Here is a 17,562-nt window from a genome sequence, read left to right as displayed (position 1 = left end):
CCATGGCAGATTCGGTGCGTGCGCACCATCACCTCCGCCGCGGCCCGCCGGGCCGCACTCGCCGCCCAGGGATTCGCCACCACCGACCGCGACCGGACGGACGGCGCGGGAGGTCCGTCGACGCGCCGCGCGGTGCTCGGAGTCGTCCGCAATACCAAACTGCTGCAATTGGATTCGGTCACCGCAGTGGTCCGCGCGCATTACGCGCCGGTGTTCGCCCGGATCGGCGCCTACGATCGTTCGCTGCTCGACGAGGCGATATGGGATCACAGCGCGCGGCGGCCGCGGCGGCTCGTGGAGTACTGGGCACACGAGGCGGCGCTGATTCCGGTGGAGGATTGGCCGCTGCTGCGATGGCGGATGGCCGGGTACGCCCACGGCCGCTGGGGTGGGGCGCGCCGGGTGCTCGACGAGCATCCCGACCTGCCCGGGCGGGTGCTGAGCGTGATCGACCAGGTCGGCGCGTGCAGCGCGGCGGAGGTGGAACGCCGGCTCGAGTTGAATCGCCCTCGGCGCAAGGATCATTGGGGCTGGAACCACAGCGACACCAAGGTGGTGTGCGAGATGTTGTTCGCCACCGGGGAGCTCTCGGTGGACAAGCGCGTGGGTTTTCAGCGGCATTACGACCTCACCGAGCGGGTGCTGCCGCCCGAGGTCGTCGCCCGCCGCATCGACGAACCGGATGCGGTGCGCGAACTGGTCCTCCGGGCCGCCGAGGCCTTGGGTGTGGCCACCGAGACCGATCTGCGCGACTACTACCGGCTGCATCGGCGGCAATGTGAACCCGCGCTGGCCGAGCTGGTCGACGCGGGAGAGCTCGAGCCGGTGCGGGTGGACGGCTGGGACAAGCCGGCTTATCTGCGTACCGGGACGCGGATCCCGCGGCGGGTCGAGGGCGCCGCACTGCTGTGCCCGTTCGACCCGCTGATCTTCTTCCGGCCGCGCACCGAGCGGCTGTTCGATTTCCACTACCGGATCGAGATCTACACCCCGGAACACAAACGGGTGCACGGCTATTACGTGTTCCCGTTCCTGCTCGACGGCGAGCTGGTGGCCCGGGTGGATCTGCGCGCGGACCGTGCGACCGGCCGGCTGCACGTGCTCGGCGCCTTCGCCGAACCCGGTCGGCCGCACGCGCGCATCGCCCACGAGCTGGCCCGGCAGCTGGAGGCGATGGCCGGGTGGCTCGAGCTCGAGACCGTGGTGGTCGGCGAGCGCGGCGATCTGGCCGCGGCGCTGGCCGTCGAGGTGGCTGCCCGCGAACGGGTTTCGGTGCCGGCCGGGGTCAGGTTCGCGGAGCCCGGGTGATCCCGGGGACCGCCGCATCGGGGGAGATGGTCGCGGTCCGGGCCGCCTCGGCCTCGTCCGCCGCGCGCCCCCACCGCCCGGCCAGCGCGGCGCAGGTGATCAGCTGAATCTGGTGGAAGATCATGAGCGGCAACACGATCAGGCCCACCGGATGTCCGGCGAACAGGACCGTCGCCATCGGCAGGCCGGTGGCCAGACTCTTCTTGGACCCGCAGAAGATCACCACGATGCGATCGGCCCGGTCGAACCCGAACAGCCGCGCCACCCCCGCCGTCACGCCCAGCACCACCGCCAGCAGGACGATCGCCACACCCACGACCGCCAGCAGACGACCCACGGCCAGCCCCTGCCAGACGTGTTCGACCATGCCCGCGCTGAACGCCGCGTAGACCACCAGATACACCGAACCGCGGTCGACGATCTTGGTGAGGGTGGTGTGCGCCAGTACGCGATGCAGCTTCGGCCGGAGCAGCTGACCGGCGATGAACGGCAGCAGCAGTTGCACCACGATCTGCACGATCGACATCGGCGAGACGGTGGCGTCGCCGGTGGTCTGCATCAGCAGCATCACCAGCAGCGGTGTCAGGAACACGCCCAGCAGGTTCGACACCGATGCGCTGACCACCGCGGCCGCGACATTGCCGCGCGCGATGGCGGTGAACGCGATCGAGGACTGCACCGTCGAGGGCAGCAGGCACAGGTAGAGCATTCCCGTGTAGAGCTCGTCGCTGAGCACAGAGGGGACCAGCAGTCGCATCGCCAGGCCGAGCAGCGGGAACAGGATGTAGGTCGCGGCGAGCACCGTCGTGTGCAACCGCCAGTGCCGCAGGCCCGCGAGCGCCTCACGCGGTTCGAGCCGGGCGCCGTACAGCAGGAACAACACCGCGATCGCTACCTTGGTGCCCCACTCCAGTATGTCGGCCGCGCTGCCGCGAGCGGGCAGGATCAGGCCGATCGCCATCGCCGCGAACAAGCCCAGCAGGAACCCGTCGATACGGAGTTTGGCCAGCAACGTCACCTCGCCACGGTACGACGTCCATTACTGATCGCCAAAGTCGATGGAAGCGATATCTATGAACGAGTAGCGTGATGAATGTGTTCGATCCGGAATTACTGCGCACCTTCCTGGCGGTCGAACGCGCCGGCGGGTTCACCGCGGCGGGCCGCATCCTGGGCCTGCGCCAGTCCACGGTCAGCGGGCATATCGCCCGGCTCGAGCAGGCCGCCGGCCGCGAACTGATCCGCCGCGACACCCGCAATCTGGCGCTGACCGCCGATGGTGCCGCGATGGTCGGTTTCGCGCGCAACATCCTCGACGCACAGGCCGAGGCCGACCGCTACTTCTCCGATTCCCGGCTCACCGGATTGATCCGGCTGGGCGCCTCCGACGATCTGGTCGCGCGCGAACTGCCCGACGTCCTGCTGGAATTCCAGCGGTCGCATCCGGGGGTGGATCTGGAACTGATCGTCGGGCTCAGCGAGAACCTCAAAACGAGGATGGCGGCGGGCGAACTGGATCTGATGGTGGCCAAGCGGCTGCCGGGCGAGCGGCACGGAGAACTGCTGTGGCGCGACCGGCTGGTGTGGGCCGGGCGTTCGGGTGTCGGCGACATCGTCGACCCGGTCCCCGTGGTGACCTATCCGCCGCCGAGCCTGACCCGCCACGTGGCACTGCGCGCACTCGAGCGGGAAGGACGGACCTGGCGGATCGCCTGCGTCAGCGACAGCCAGCTGGGCCTGCGGGCCGCGGTGCTGGCCGGACTGGGGGTCGTGGCGCACGCCGAAACCCTTCTTCCCCCAGGACTTTTCGCGATCGACGACGAGAAGCTGCCGGAACTGGGCGAGCTGGAGTTCGTGCTGCTGCGCCGGCACAGCCGGCTCTCCGAACCCGAACAGGCGCTCTGCGACGCGATCATCGCCGGCGCCCACCGCATGCACCGATGACCACCGCGCGGCGCCTGTCACCGGCCGCACACCGTCGACGGTCACGGCGCGTATCCGCTGTCGGTGCCGGTCGTTAACCTGGTTCCGTGGCAGATCCCGCGACCTATCGGCCCGCACCGGGCACCATTCCCGTCGAACCCGGCGTCTACAAATTCCGGGATTCCTACGGGCAGGTGATCTATGTCGGCAAGGCCAAGAGTCTGCGCAGCCGCCTGAATTCCTACTTCGCCGATGTGTCCTCGCTGCATCCGCGCACCCGGCAGATGGTGACCACCGCCGCGAGCGTCGAGTGGACGGTGGTATCCACCGAGGTCGAGGCGTTGCAGCTGGAGTACAACTGGATCAAGGAATTCGATCCGCGCTTCAACGTGCGCTACCGCGACGACAAGACCTACCCCATGCTCGCGGTGAGTATGAACGAGGAATATCCGCGGGTGTTCGTCTATCGGGGCGCTCGCAAGAAGGGCGTGCGGTATTTCGGGCCGTACGCCCACGCCTGGGCCATCCGCGAGACGGTGGATCTGCTGTTGCGGGTGTTCCCCGTGCGGACGTGTTCGGCCGGAGTGTTCAAGCGCCACAGGCAGATCGGGCGTCCGTGCCTGCTCGGCTACATCGACAAATGTTCGGCGCCCTGTATCGGCCGGGTCGACGCCGACGAGCACCGCCGCATCGCCGAGGATTTCTGCGACTTTCTGTCCGGCCGCACCGATCGCATGGTGCGGGAGCTGGAACGCCGAATGCAGTCCGCCGCAGCGGATCTGGACTTCGAGACCGCCGCACGCCTGCGCGACGATGTGGCCGCGCTCAAACGCGCACTGGAGAAGCAGGCGGTCGTGCTGGGCACCGGCACCGACGCGGACGTGATCGCCTTCGCCTCCGACGAACTCGAGGTCGCGGTGCAGATCTTCCACGTGCGCGACGGGCGGGTGCGCGGCCAGCGCGGCTGGGTGGTCGACAAATCCGGCGACGCCGTCGACCTGAACTGGGCCGGTACCGAAGACGCCGCGGGCGCCGCGCCGATCGACCAGGGTGCCCGGGGGCCGAGTGAGCTGGCCGCGCTGGTGGAACAGTTCGTCACCCAGTTCTACGGCGAACAGGCCGCCTTCGCCGAGCACACCGATACGGAGACTCCCGCCACCGCGGTTCCGCGCGAGGTCCTGGTTCCGGAGCTGCCCGGCGATCCGGAGCAGGTGCAGGGCTGGCTGTCGGGGCTGCGCGGCTCGGCCGTGGCGCTGCGGGTGCCGCAGCGCGGCGACAAGAAGGCGCTGATGGAGACCGTGCAACGCAATGCGCAGGAGGCGCTGGCCCAGCACAAACTCAAGCGCGCCGGCGATCTGACCGCGAGATCGGCCGCGCTGCAAGGTATTCAGGACGCCCTCGACCTCGACAGCGCACCACTGCGCATCGAATGTGTCGACATCAGCCACGTGCAGGGCACCGATGTCGTGGCCTCGCTGGTGGTGTTCGAGGACGGGTTGCCGCGCAAATCGGAATATCGGCACTACACGATCAAGGAGGCCGCGGGCGAGGGCCGCTCCGACGACGTGGCCAGCATCGCCGAGGTCACGCGGCGCCGGTTCTATCGGCTGCGCAAGGAACTCGACGAAATCAGTGCGGCGGCGACGGCGGAGGCCGATGCGGCCGAGCACGCGGGCGGAACCGGTGCTCCACATCCGCAGGCCGGCGCCGCGGCGATCGCCACCGCCGAGGCCGAACCCGCGGATCTACCGCCCGGCATCGATCCGGCCACGGGGCGGCCGCGCAAATTCTCCTATCCGCCGAATCTGTACGTCGTCGACGGCGGCGCCCCGCAGGTGGCGGCCGCGGCGGAGGTGCTCGACGAACTCGGCATCACCGACGTCGCGGTGATCGGGCTGGCCAAACGCCTGGAGGAGGTGTGGGTGCCGGGCGAGTCCGACCCGGTGATCATGCCGCGCACCAGCGAATCGCTGTTCCTGCTGCAGCGCGTGCGTGACGAGGCGCACCGATTCGCCATCACCTTCCATCGCAGTAAACGCTCGCGCCGGATGACCGCGTCGGCCCTGGATTCGGTGCGGGGGCTGGGCGAGGCGCGTCGCACCGCACTGGTGACCCACTTCGGATCGGTGGCCAAACTCAAGCAGGCTACGGTGGAGGAAATCACGGAGGTGCCCGGTATCGGGGTGGCGACGGCCAAGGCCGTGCTCGCGGCCCTCAACTCCGAATGACGTCTCGGTCACGGCTCGGTTTCGCCGGCGGTGCGCGCTCCGCCGGGGCCGGTCGGGGCGGGCAGGATGATCGAATGGCAGCCACGGACGGAACCCGATAGGACATGACGAGCGTCGAATCGAACCCCAACGCGAGTACCGGCATCCGGCCGCAGCCCGATGCGCATCCGGTCGAGGTCGTCATCGTCACCGGCCTGTCCGGTGCCGGGCGCGGCACCGCCGCCCGAGTCCTCGAAGACCTCGGCTGGTATGTCGCGGACAATCTGCCGCCGGAACTGATCGGCCGGCTGATCGAGCTCGGTGCCGCCGCCGATCCGCCGATCACCAAACTCGCGCTGGTCATGGACGTGCGCAGCCGCTTCTTCACCGGCGACCTGTCCGGGGTCACCGATCAGCTGCGGGCCAACGGGGTCGGCACCCGCCTGTTGTTCCTCGAGGCCTCCGACGATGTGCTGATCCGGCGCTTCGGCTTCGCCCGCCGCCGCCACCCGTTGCAGAGCGAGAGCGCCGACGGCACCCTCTCGGCCGGGATCGCCGCGGAACGCCGGGCCCTGTCGAAGGTCAAGACCGCCGCCGATCTGGTGATCGATACGACCGCGCTGTCGGTGCATCAGTTGCACCGCAAGTTGGAGGAGGCCTACGGCGGCGGCGCACCCGCGGCCCTGCAGGTGACGATCCAATCGTTCGGATTCAAATACGGTGTTCCGCTGGACGCGGACATGGTTTTCGACGTCCGATTTCTGCCGAACCCGCATTGGATCCCGGAATTGCGGGAACATACCGGGCAGGACGCCGTGGTCAGCGAGTACGTATTGTCACGGCCCGGCGCCGACGACTATGTGAATACGTGCCGCCATCTGGTCGACCTGACCACCAGCGGCTACCGCCAGGAGGGTAAGCGATATATGACCGTGGCAGTGGGGTGTACCGGTGGTAAGCACCGCAGCGTGGCGATCGCCGAAGAGCTGGGTGAACTGCTGGGCCGGCCCGACAGTGCCTCGACCGACGTCGTCCGCGTGGTCCACCGGGATCTGGGGCGCGAATGAACGACGCGGACCATAGCGACGACACCTCCGCGTCGGGAAAATCCGGCGATTCGGAAGAGCCCACTCTGGTGGCCCTGGGCGGCGGCCACGGTCTCTACGCCACCCTGACCGCCGCCCGCCGGCTCACCGAGCGCATCACCGCGGTCGTGACCGTCGCCGACGACGGGGGATCGTCCGGGCGGCTGCGTGCCGAACTGGGCATGCTGCCGCCGGGTGATCTGCGCATGGCTCTGGCGGCCTTGGCCGAGTATCCCGACGGGGTCTGGGCGCGCACCGCGCAGCACCGCTTCGGCGGCACCGGAGCGCTGGCCGGGCATTCGGTCGGCAACCTCGTGCTGGCCGGGCTGGCCGAGGTGCTCGGCGATCCGGTCGCGGCGCTCGACGAGATGGCCGCGATCCTGCGCTGCGTCGGCCGGGTGCTGCCGATGTCGCCGACCGCGCTGACCATCGAGGCCGACGTCTCCGGCCTCGAGGCCGACCCGCGGGTCAGCCGGTGTATCCGTGGCCAGGTCGCGGTGGCCACCACGCCGGGAAAGGTGCGCCGGGTCCGGCTGATCCCGTCCGACCCGCCGGCCAGCCCCGAGGCCACCTCGGCGATCGAGCACGCCGACGTGGTGGTGCTGGGCCCCGGATCGTGGTTCACCAGCGTCATTCCGCACATGCTCGTGCCGGATCTGCGGGAGGCGCTGATGGATACGCACGCGGTGAAAGTGCTGGTCCTGAACCTGGCGGCGGAGCCCGGAGAGACCACGGGATTCTCCGCCGAACGGCACCTGCATGTATTGTCCCAGCACGCACCGGATTTCGCTGTCGACCATGTGCTGGTGGACTCCGGCTCCGTACCCGAGGGTAGGGAGCGCGAACATGTGGCAAGAGCTGCCGAACAGCTGCGTGCACGAGTAACCTTCGCTGATGTCGCCGAGGCGGGGACGGACCGGCACCACCCTGGAAAGCTAGCCGCCGCACTGGATCAGGTGATCCGCCAACCTCGGCCGGAATTGGCAGGGCTTCGAGTCGAAGGACGGCATCCGGTCCAGCAGGTGCGGTCCGTGTTGGGTGGAAAGGAGCGGGTCTCGTGGCGATGACAGCCGAGGTGAAAGACGAGTTGAGCCGTCTGTCCGTCTCGCAGGTGAGTGCACGCAAGGCGGAACTGTCGGCCCTACTCCGGTTCGCCGGTGGCCTGCACATCGTCGGCGGTCGGGTGATCGTCGAGGCCGAGGTCGATATGGGCTCGATCGCGCGGCGACTACGGCGCGAGATCTTCGAGCTCTACGGCTACGGATCGGATGTGCACGTGCTGGGCGCGGGTGGTTTGCGCAAGACCTCCCGATATGTCGTGCGCGTGTCCAAGGAGGGCGAGGCGCTGGCCCGCCAGACCGGATTGCTCGATGTGCGCGGCCGCCCGGTGCGCGGACTGCCCGCGCAGGTCGTCGGCGGCAGCATCGGCGATTCGGAAGCGGCCTGGCGCGGGGCCTTCCTGGCCCATGGTTCGCTCACCGAACCCGGGCGTTCTTCGGCGCTCGAGGTGAGCTGCCCCGGCCCCGAGGCGGCACTGGCCCTGGTCGGCGCGGCCCGCCGGATGGGCATCTCGGCCAAGGCCCGCGAGGTGCGTGGCACCGATCGCGTCGTGGTCCGCGACGGGGAGGCCATCGGTGCCCTGCTGACCCGGATGGGCGCCCAGGACACGCGGCTGACCTGGGAGGAACGCCGGATGCGGCGGGAGGTCCGCGCGACCGCGAACCGTCTCGCCAACTTCGACGACGCCAATCTGCGCCGCTCGGCCCGGGCCGCCGTCGCCGCCGCGGCCCGCGTGGAACGCGCCCTCGAGATCCTCGGCGAGGACGTGCCCGATCATCTGGCCGCCGCGGGACGGTTGCGCGTGCAGCACCGCCAGGCCTCGCTGGAAGAACTCGGGCAGCTGGCCGACCCGCCCATGACCAAGGACGCCGTCGCCGGGCGTATTCGCCGCCTGTTGTCCATGGCCGACCGCCGCGCCAAGGAATTGGGCATTCCCGATACCGAATCGGCCGTCACCGCCGAACTGCTCGAAGACGCGTGAGCGGGACCGGTCCCGGGTGGTCGGCATCGGCCCGGGACCGTCCTCGTGATGACGGTCCCTCGGCCGATTTCCCGGTCCGAGGGTGAATCGAGCGGTGCCGTGGTCGCGAATCCCCTTGTGCCGCACGAGCGACGGTTTGTCCACAGGTTCGTGGTTGTCCACAAGCTGCGTTCGTGGCGCCTTCGCGGGCGAGCGCGGTGCGATAGGCTCGTGCTACCGAACCCACCGGCACCTAAACAGCTGAGCCGGAACAGGTGAAAACCCTGGCAGATGGGTATCCCCGCCGCGAATGGGCAGGGCCGGCGGCCGCGGCCGCCACGGTTCGGTGCGAGAGGCGTGAACTCACACTCACCGGCGCAGCGTCGGGCCGGTGAGGTCGCGGCAGGGGCGTGTCCGTGATGTTATGGCCGGGCATTAGGGTGGTCTGGCATCGGAATGAATCCGCTTGAAAGCTGAGGAGCGATAACGTGACTGTCCGGGTAGGCATCAACGGCTTCGGTCGTATCGGACGTAACTTCTTCCGGGCGGTGGAGGCGCAGAAAGCGCTCGGCACCACCGATATCGAGATCGTCGCGGTCAACGACCTCACCGACAACGCGACCCTGGCCACGCTGCTGAAGTACGACTCGATCCTCGGCCGGCTGCCGCAGGACGTCTCGCTCGACGGCGACGACACCATCGTGGTCGGCGACCAGCGGATCAAGGCACTGGCCATCAAGGAGGGCCCGTCCGCGCTGCCGTGGGGTGATCTGGGTGTCGACGTGGTCGTCGAGTCGACCGGCATCTTCACCGACGCCACCAAGGCCAAGGGACACCTGGCCGCCGGCGCCAAGAAGGTCATCATCTCCGCGCCCGCCAAGGGTGAGGATCTGACCGTGGTCATGGGTGTCAACGACAGCCAGTACGACGGCAGCCAGAACATCATCTCCAACGCGTCGTGCACCACCAACTGCCTCGGCCCGCTGGCCAAGGTCCTCAACGACGAATTCGGCATCGAGCGTGGTCTGATGACCACGATCCACGCCTACACGCAGGACCAGAACCTGCAGGACGGCCCGCACAGCGACCTGCGTCGCGCCCGCGCCGCCGCCCTGAACATCGTGCCCACCGGCACCGGCGCCGCGAAGGCCATCGGCCTGGTGCTTCCGGAGCTGCAGGGCAAGCTGGACGGCTACGCGCTGCGCGTGCCGGTGCCGACCGGTTCGGTCACCGACCTGACCGCGACGCTGCGCAAGTCGGCGAGCATCGACGAGATCAACGCCGCCTACAAGGCCGCCGCCGAGGGACCGCTGAAGGGCATCCTGAAGTACAACGTCGCCCCGATCGTCTCCAGCGACATCGTGACCGACCCGCACTCCTCGATCTACGACGCGCCGCTGACCAAGGTCATCGACGACCAGGTCAAGGTCGTGTCGTGGTACGACAACGAGTGGGGTTACTCCAACCGTCTCGCCGACCTGATCGGCCTCGTCGGCAAGTCGCTGTAAACCCATGGCAGTCAAGACCCTTCAGGATCTCCTTGCCGAGGGCGTGGAGGGGCGGGGCGTACTCGTGCGCTCCGACCTGAACGTTCCCCTCGACAACGGCGTGATCACCGATCCGGGCCGGATCATCGCCTCGGTGCCCACGATCAAGACGCTGGCCGAGGCCGGTGCCAAGGTCGTCGTCACCGCCCACCTGGGCCGCCCCAAGGGCGAACCCGATCCGAAGCTGTCGCTGGCGCCCGTCGCCGCGAAGCTGAGCGAGGAGCTGGGCCGCAACGTACAGCTCGCCGGTGATGTGGTGGGCCAGGACGCGCTCGCGCGGTCCGAGGGCCTCACCGACGGTGATGTGCTGCTGCTGGAGAACATCCGCTTCGATCCGCGCGAAACCAGCAAGGACGACGCCCAGCGCCAGAAGCTGGCCCGGGCGCTGGTGGAGCTGGTCGGCGACGACGGCGCATTCGTCTCCGACGGCTTCGGGGTGGTGCACCGCAAGCAGGCCTCGGTCTACGACGTGGCGCAACTGCTGCCGCACTACGCGGGCACACTGGTGGCCGCGGAGGTCGACGTGCTGCGCAAGCTCACCACCGACACCGAGCGTCCGTACGCGGTCGTGCTCGGCGGTTCCAAGGTGTCGGACAAGCTCGCCGTGATCGAGGCGCTGGCCCCCAAGGTCGATACCCTCGTCATCGGTGGCGGTATGTGCTTCACCTTCCTTGCCGCCCAAGGTCTTTCGGTCGGCTCCTCGCTGCTTCAGGAGGAGATGATCGATACCTGCAAGGAGCTGCTGGAGCGTTTCGCCGACGTCATCCACCTGCCGGTGGACATCGTGGCCGCGGACAAGTTCGCCGCGGACGCGGAGTCGAAGACGGTGGCCGCAAACGAAATTCCCGAGGGCTGGATGGGCCTGGACATCGGGCCCGAGTCGGCCAAGCGCTTCGCCGCGCTGCTGACCGAGGCCCGGACGGTGTTCTGGAACGGCCCGATGGGTGTGTTCGAATTCGACGCCTTCGCCGCGGGGACGCGCGCGGTGGCCGAGGCGCTGGTGAGTGCGACCGGTAAGGGCGCGTTCACCGTGGTCGGCGGCGGCGATTCGGCCGCGGCCGTGCGCACGCTCGGCCTGCCGGAGGACGGGTTCTCCCACATCTCCACCGGCGGCGGCGCCTCGCTGGAATACCTGGAGGGCAAACAGCTTCCGGGTATCAGCGTGCTCGAGGACGGGGAGGGCTGATCATGGCACGCAAACCGTTGATCGCCGGCAACTGGAAGATGAACCTCAATCACCTCGAGGCCATCGCCCTGGTGCAGAAGATCGCGTTCGCCCTGCCGGACAAGTACTTCGACAAGGTCGATGTCACGGTCATCCCGCCGTTCACCGACATCCGCAGCATCCAGACCCTCATCGAGGGCGACCGGCTGCGGATCACCTTCGGTGCCCAGGATGTGTCGGTGCACGAATCCGGTGCCTACACCGGTGAGATCAGTGCGGCGATGCTGGCGAAGCTGTCGTGCAGCTACGTCGTGGTCGGCCACTCGGAGCGGCGGCAGTACCACAACGAGGACGACGCCACGGTGCTGGCGAAGGCCAAGAAGGTGCTGCAGTACGACATGACGCCGATCGTCTGCATCGGCGAAGGGCTGGGCGTGCGCGAGGCGCAGACCCATGTGCAGTACAACCTCGAGCAGTTGCGAGGTTCGCTCAAGGGACTGACGCCGGAGCAGATCGCGAAGGTCGTCATCGCCTACGAGCCGGTCTGGGCGATCGGTACCGGTCGCGTCGCCACCCCGGCCGACGCGCAGGAGGTGTGCGGTGCGCTGCGCGCCGAACTGGCGGAGCTGGCCGGCCAGGAGGTCGCGGCGGGTGTGCGCATCCTCTACGGCGGGTCGGTGAACGCCAAGAACGTCGGCGAGCTCATCGCGGCCGCCGATATCGACGGCGCGCTCGTCGGTGGCGCCTCGCTCAAGGGCGACGAATTCGCGACCCTGTCGGCGATCGCCGCGGGCGGTCCGCTGCCCTGATCGCCACGGGCGGGTAATCGCCTGCAGCACAAAATGATTCGGCCCCGGTTTCCGCGTACTGTGGAACCGGGGCCGACGTCGTGGAGTAACCGGATCAGGGTTTGCGCGCCACCGCACCGAGCATCGACACCGCCTCCGGCCGGGGATGGGCACGCCGGGATTCGGTGGGCCAGTGGATGACCGATCCGATCCCGGGTTCGACGAGTTCGAGGCCGGTGAAGAATCGGCTGAACTCGGCTGTCGAGCGCAGCCGGAACGGGATACCGCTGCGCTTGTTGGCTTGTTCGCTGTCGGCGAGGTCTTCTTCGGAGAGGTGATCGCTGGTGGCATGCGACACGACCAGATAGCTGCCCGGCGCCAGCGCGTCGACCCACTGGCGCACCATGTCGTAGGGACGGTCCTCGTCGGTGAAGAAATGCACGACAGCAAGCATCATCAGCGCCACCGGTTGCGACAGATCCAAGGTGGCGAGCAGCTCCGGATGTGTGAGGATGCGCTCGCGGTCGCGCGCGTCGGCTTCCAGATAGGCGGTTGCCCCCTCGGGGGCGCTGTCTAGCAGGCTGCGGGCGTGCAGGGCGACGATCGGATCGTTGTCGACGTAGACGATGCGGGATTCGGGCGCGGCGGCCTGCGCGATCTCGTGCACGTTTCCGGCTGTCGGCAGGCCGGCCCCGAGGTCCAGGAATTGCCGGATACCGACCTCGGCCGAGAGATAACCGACCACTCGGTGCAGGAATGCCCGATTCTCCAGTGCGGAGATCTGCACGCTGGGAAAAGCCTCGGCGACCGCTTCCGCGGAGGCGCGGTCGGCCTCGAAGTTGTCCTTACCGCCGAGCCAGTAGTCGTAACGCCGGGCCGGATGCGGGGTGGTGACATCGATACCGGGTGGCGCCACGGGATCCGTATGCGGGCCGTGTGATCCGGTCACTGGTTCCATTACACCTCTTCCTTCTGTCGGCGGCGACGAACCATTATCGACTACTGTCATCCTGTCAGCTCGGATGGCGAACCGGCGCGGCCCCCGCCGTGCGGTCGGGGAGGTCGAAGATGTCAGTGCAATTCAGTCCGTACGATTTCGGCATTCACGACGATCCGTATCCGCTCTACGCGCAGTTGCGCGAGCAGGCACCGGTGTTCCGCAACTCCGACGACGACTTCTGGGCGCTGTCGCGCTACGCCGATGTGCTTGCCGCACTGCGTGATTCGGACCGCTTCTCGAGCGCCAACGGGCTGCGGATGGAGCCGGCCTTCTGGGGCCCGCAGGCCGAGCAGTTCTTCTCCTTCGTGGCGATGGACCCGCCGAAACACACTCGCATGCGCGGCCTGGTCACGCGCGCGTTCACCGCGCACCGGGTGCAGGCGCTGGCGCCGCGGCTGCGCGAGATCGCCACCGGCCTGCTGGAGCCGCTGCTCGAACGCGGCAGTTTCGACCTGATGACCGAGTTCGCGGGCCCGTATCCGACCGAGGTCATCTCCGAACTGGTCGGCGTGCCGAGCGCGGATCGCGATCTGGTGCGCAAACTCGGCATGGAGATCATGTACACCGAGGAGGAGTCGACCGATCTGCGGCCGGAGGCGATGCAGGCGATCGGCGCCCTGGTCGGCTACTACACCGAGCTGACCATCGAACGCAGTAAGCACCGCACCGACGATCTGCTGTCCGGTCTGCTCGACGCCGCCGACGGGGACGACCGGCTCACCCCGGAGGAAATCGTGGGCGTGCTGATCCTGCTGATCGGCGCGGGGATCGAGACGACCATGCTCACACTGGGCAATATCTGGTACGCCGGATGGGCGCATCCGGACCAGCGGGCCGCGGCGCTCGGGCGCGTCGACGACTGGATCGCCGAGGGCATGCGCTACGACCCGGCGACCCAGTCGCAGTTGCGCACGACCACCGAGGCCGTCGAACTGCACGGCGTCACGATTCCGGCGGGTGCGCGGATGCTGTTGCTGACCGGTTCGGCGAACCGCGATCCCGAGGTCTTCGACCGGCCCGATGTCTTCGATCTCGATCGCGACACCTCCGATGCGCTGGTCTTCGGCAGCGGCCGCCACCACTGCCTCGGCTCGAATCTGGGCCTGCTGGAGTTGCGGACCGCGCTCGGGGAGATCACCGCCCGCATCGCCGACTACGACATCGACCCGTCCGGGCTGCGCCGCATCCACTCCTCGAACAATCGCGGTTTCGCCGCGCTGCCGACAACGGTCACACTGCGCTGATCATCCGCGGCCGCTAACCCTCGTGGCGCGGGCCGGATTTCAGTAACCGATGCGCCGCGGCCTCGATCGCCGCTTCGCTCAGCAGCACCAGTTCGGCGGCGGGTCCGAGCGGAACGAAACTGTCGGCGCTGGTGACGCGGGCGAGGCGGCCGTCGAAACCGCCGTCGAGCAGTGCGGTGCACACCGATTCCGAGACACCGCCGCTGCGGCGGGTCTCGTCGGCGACGAGAACGGCGCCGGTAGCGCGGGCATGGTGCAGCAGATCGTCGACGGGAAGTGGTGTGAGCCAGCGCAAATCGAGCACCCGCGCGCGAATGCCGTTGTCCGCCAGACGCTGTGCGACACGCAGGCTCATCGGCACACCGTTGGCGAAGGTGATGATCGTGAGATCCGTTCCGTCGCCGTGGATTCGGGCCCGGCCGAGCGATACCGGATCGTCATCGGGGGTGGCGAGCCAGCCCCCGTCGCCGGGGCGGTGCAGGTCGCGGGTGTGGTACAGGGCGATCGGTTCGAGGTAGAGACACACCCGGCCCTCGTTGCGAGCGGCCTCGACGCACCGGCGCAACATCGCGGCGGCGTCGTCGGCCCGGGCCGGCGCCGCGACCACCACGCCGGGGATATCACGCAGCGCCGCAACGGAATTGTCGTTGTGGAAGTGCCCGCCGAAACCGCGCTGATAGGCGAACGAGGCGATCCGCACCACCATCGGGTTGTGGTACTGCCCTGCGGAGAAGTACGGCAGGGTCGCCGCCTCACCCCGGATCTGATCCAGCGCATTGTGCACGTAGGCGAGATACTGGATCTCCGGAATCGGTACGAATCCGGCGAGTCCGGCGCCCAGCGCGGTACCGAGCACGCTCTGCTCGTCCAGCAGGCTGTCGAACACCCGCCGCGCCCCGAACTGCCGCTGCAGCCCCTTGGTCACGCCGTAGACGCCCCCCTTGCGGCCGACGTCCTCCCCGAAAACCAGCACATCGGGGTCGTGGTCGAGCAACGACGCCAGCGTGTGGTTGATCGCCTGCGCCAGCGTCATCGGCCCGGTGCGGTCGGCGGTTTGCTCCGAGGCCCCGGCATGCGAGCGCGGCGCCGGGCTCGTCTCACCGTCCGTCGAGGCGCCGGTGGAATCCGCGGGTACCGCGGGGGAGCCACCGAAGTCGGTGCGGTGTGCCGGTTCGGTGGCCGGCGCGGACTCGGTCCGGGACGCCGGATGCTCGAAAGTATCTGTCCGCGTAGCGCTCTCGGACTGCTGCGGCGAGGCCGTGGTGGCAGCGGCCGGCATGCGGTCTCCGGCGCGGGGGCCCGGCTTCGGATTCGGCGAAGGCTGTCGGGCACGCCCGAATTCCAGGGGCGCCCGGATCGCCTCGGCCGAGTCCAGATGCGGTTCTTCGGCCACCTGCGCCGCCGTCGCCGCCACGCGGGCGCCGATCGCGTCGTAGTGGGCGAGAACTTCTTCGGCGGTGGCGGCACCGATCTCGACGAGCAACCGGGCCGTCGCGGCGACCGGATCGCGGCGGCGGTCGGCCTCGATGTCCTCGGGCCGGCGGTACGCCGACTCCACGTCGGATCCGGCGTGCCCGAGCAGCCGCACCGTGCGCAGCCGCAACAGTGCGGGACGCCGCCGGGCACGCACGGATTCCGCGGCCGCCGACGCCACCGACAGGGCCTGCCGGAGATCGGATCCGTCGGCGTCGAAATACCGCAGCCCCGGTCGCGATCCGAAGGCCGCTTCGATCCAGTCCGGGGGAGTGGGCACGCTGATACCGAGCCCGTTGTCCTCGCAGACGAACAGCAGCGGCATCGGTATACCCTGGTGCGCGGTATGGATCGCGGCGTTGATCGCACCGGTCGCGGTGGAGTGATTGGCCGAGGCGTCGCCGAATGTGCACAGCACCACCGCATCTCGCGGCCACGGCGTCTCCCGGCCCAGCCGGCGGGCCCGATCGAGCGCGAAGGCCAGACCCATCGCGCGGGGGAGATGGGAGGCGATGGTCGAGGTCTGCGGTATCACCGACGCGGGCGCACTGCCGAACACCTTGTGCCGCCCGCCCGAGATCGGATCGGCGGCCGCCGCGACGACTCCCAGCAGCACCTCACGGATCGGGTCCAGTCCCGGGATCTGCCGGCAGCGGTGCACGAAGAACGCACCGGACCGGTAGTGCAACAGCGCCGGATCGGTGCTGCGCAATGCCTGCGCCAGCACCACATTGCCCTCGTGCCCGCTGGACCCGATGCTGTAGTACCCGCGCTTGCTCGCGCCGAGCCGCCGTGCCGCGAAATCCAGATGCCGGCTCGTGGCCTGAGCGTCGAACAAGTCCAGACACGGCCCGACGGTGATCGGACTGCCGCTGCCGATCGGATCGGTGGCGGCGCGTCGCGATCCCGGCCGCACCTCCGCCAGGGATACACGCAACCAGTCGTCGAGAAGCTCTTCCGGGCCCGCAGTCACCCCTCCATCATGTCGCGTGCGACCGCCCGCGCACCGGATTGGGTGTGCGGGCGGTCGAAGCGAACCCGCCGGCCTACCCCGAGCGAGTCGATCGGAGCGTGGGCCGGGCCGGCAGGGGAGAGAAGCGCGGTGTCCTACCGCTGTTCGGCCGGCCGGTGGGGACGTTCGGTGTGTCCCGTGTGGCCCGCGAGCAGCTTGGCGAACGGCGTCACCTCGCCGACGTGGTTACCCGACTGCCGGGTCCGGGCCGGTTCGGGGAGGAACCCGTCCACGCCGGTCGGTACCGCGACCACCAGGGTGGCGAATTCGGCCGCGGCGCGGTGGATCCGCTCACCCAGTCCGGCCGAACCGAAATCCTCGGTCGCGGCGAACACGCCGGTCGGAACGACGACCGCGCGCAGGTAGGTGAACAACGGCCGCATCGCATGCTCGAGCACCAGCGCGTGCCGGGCGGTTCCCGCCGTGGCTGCGATGAGCACCGGCATGGCGTTGAGCGCCTCGGTGTCGAGCACGTCGACGAACATCTTGAACAGCCCGGAGTAGCTCGCGGCGAACACCGGGGTGACGGCGATGAGGCCGTCGGCCGCGGACACCTTCTCCCGCGCCGCCGCCACCGCGGGCGTCGGCAGGCCGCCGGAGACCATCGTGGCGGCGAGATCGCTTGCCAGATCCCGTAATTCGATGACCTCGATGGTCACGGCCTCACCGCGGGCGCCGACGGCCGAGGCCACCGCATCGGCGAGTTGATCGGCGAGCAGGCGGGTGCTCGACGGCTGCGACAACCCGGCGGTGAGTACGACAACGGTGTGCGACATGGGTTTTCGTCCCT

At 68.9% G+C, this 17,562-nt stretch carries 14 protein-coding genes; 10 read left to right on the top strand and 4 right to left on the bottom strand.

Going from position 1 to position 17,562, the window contains the following annotated elements; all coding sequences use genetic code 11:
- The first annotated feature begins 18 nt into the window (after positions 1-18).
- Positions 19-1,308 (top strand): winged helix-turn-helix domain-containing protein, encoded by a 1,290-nt coding sequence (locus A5780_RS34050; protein ID WP_064911099.1) that lies wholly within the window; start codon positions 19-21, stop codon positions 1,306-1,308.
- On the opposite strand, the gene A5780_RS34045 is transcribed toward A5780_RS34050, so the two are convergent.
- Positions 1,286-2,326 (bottom strand): bile acid:sodium symporter family protein, encoded by a 1,041-nt coding sequence (locus A5780_RS34045; RefSeq protein WP_082976877.1) that lies wholly within the window; start codon positions 2,324-2,326, stop codon positions 1,286-1,288. The genes A5780_RS34050 and A5780_RS34045 overlap by 23 nt on opposite strands.
- A gap of 71 nt (positions 2,327-2,397) precedes the next feature.
- On the opposite strand from A5780_RS34045, the gene A5780_RS34040 reads away from it, so the two are divergent.
- The 8 genes from A5780_RS34040 to tpiA all read left to right on the top strand — a co-directional run bounded on the left by A5780_RS34040 (position 2,398) and on the right by tpiA (position 12,064).
- A complete protein-coding gene (locus tag A5780_RS34040) occupies positions 2,398-3,252 on the top strand; it encodes a LysR family transcriptional regulator (protein WP_063013346.1) in 855 nt (284 codons plus the stop codon).
- 86 nt (positions 3,253-3,338) lie between these two features.
- Positions 3,339-5,459, top strand: coding sequence for an excinuclease ABC subunit UvrC (uvrC, locus tag A5780_RS34035; RefSeq protein WP_063013345.1), 2,121 nt, complete (start codon positions 3,339-3,341; stop codon positions 5,457-5,459).
- Between the two features lie 104 nt (positions 5,460-5,563).
- Positions 5,564-6,505 carry an RNase adapter RapZ gene (gene rapZ, locus A5780_RS34030; protein ID WP_051042714.1) on the top strand — a complete coding sequence of 314 codons (942 nt, stop codon included), beginning with the start codon at positions 5,564-5,566 and terminating at the stop codon, positions 6,503-6,505.
- Positions 6,502-7,590, top strand: coding sequence for a uridine diphosphate-N-acetylglucosamine-binding protein YvcK (gene yvcK, locus A5780_RS34025; RefSeq protein WP_064911098.1), 1,089 nt, complete (start codon positions 6,502-6,504; stop codon positions 7,588-7,590). The genes rapZ and yvcK overlap by 4 nt, the downstream gene beginning before the upstream one ends.
- Complete coding sequence (gene whiA, locus A5780_RS34020; protein WP_030514031.1) at positions 7,581-8,564, top strand: DNA-binding protein WhiA; 984 nt, start codon at positions 7,581-7,583, stop codon at positions 8,562-8,564. Before yvcK ends, whiA begins: the two co-directional genes overlap by 10 nt.
- Before the next feature lie 467 nt (positions 8,565-9,031).
- On the top strand, positions 9,032-10,051 hold the full coding sequence (gap, locus tag A5780_RS34015; protein WP_064911097.1) for a type I glyceraldehyde-3-phosphate dehydrogenase: 1,020 nt from the start codon (positions 9,032-9,034) through the stop codon (positions 10,049-10,051).
- A 4-nt stretch (positions 10,052-10,055) separates the two neighbouring features.
- On the top strand, positions 10,056-11,276 hold the full coding sequence (pgk, locus tag A5780_RS34010; protein ID WP_030514033.1) for a phosphoglycerate kinase: 1,221 nt from the start codon (positions 10,056-10,058) through the stop codon (positions 11,274-11,276).
- Positions 11,277-11,278: 2 nt separating this feature from the next.
- Positions 11,279-12,064 carry a triose-phosphate isomerase gene (gene tpiA, locus A5780_RS34005; RefSeq protein ID WP_030514034.1) on the top strand — a complete coding sequence of 262 codons (786 nt, stop codon included), beginning with the start codon at positions 11,279-11,281 and terminating at the stop codon, positions 12,062-12,064.
- A gap of 94 nt (positions 12,065-12,158) precedes the next feature.
- Here tpiA and A5780_RS34000 read toward each other — a convergent pair whose 3' ends face one another.
- A complete protein-coding gene (locus A5780_RS34000) occupies positions 12,159-13,001 on the bottom strand; it encodes an SAM-dependent methyltransferase (protein ID WP_063013332.1) in 843 nt (280 codons plus the stop codon).
- 110 nt (positions 13,002-13,111) lie between these two features.
- Between A5780_RS34000 and A5780_RS33995 the strand changes: the two genes are divergently transcribed.
- On the top strand, positions 13,112-14,287 hold the full coding sequence (locus A5780_RS33995; protein WP_064902658.1) for a cytochrome P450: 1,176 nt from the start codon (positions 13,112-13,114) through the stop codon (positions 14,285-14,287).
- 13 nt (positions 14,288-14,300) lie between these two features.
- Here A5780_RS33995 and A5780_RS39595 read toward each other — a convergent pair whose 3' ends face one another.
- Both A5780_RS39595 and A5780_RS33980 read right to left on the bottom strand, forming a co-directional pair.
- On the bottom strand, positions 14,301-16,733 hold the full coding sequence (locus A5780_RS39595; RefSeq protein WP_369829567.1) for a thiamine pyrophosphate-dependent enzyme: 2,433 nt from the start codon (positions 16,731-16,733) through the stop codon (positions 14,301-14,303).
- 134 nt (positions 16,734-16,867) lie between these two features.
- On the bottom strand, positions 16,868-17,548 hold the full coding sequence (locus A5780_RS33980; protein ID WP_030514038.1) for an FMN reductase: 681 nt from the start codon (positions 17,546-17,548) through the stop codon (positions 16,868-16,870).
- Positions 17,549-17,562: the final 14 nt, after the last annotated feature.

This window comes from Nocardia sp. 852002-20019_SCH5090214 (assembly GCF_001665865.1).
Taxonomy (GTDB): domain Bacteria; phylum Actinomycetota; class Actinomycetes; order Mycobacteriales; family Mycobacteriaceae; genus Nocardia; species Nocardia nova.
This window is presented reverse-complemented; position numbering and strand designations above follow the sequence as displayed.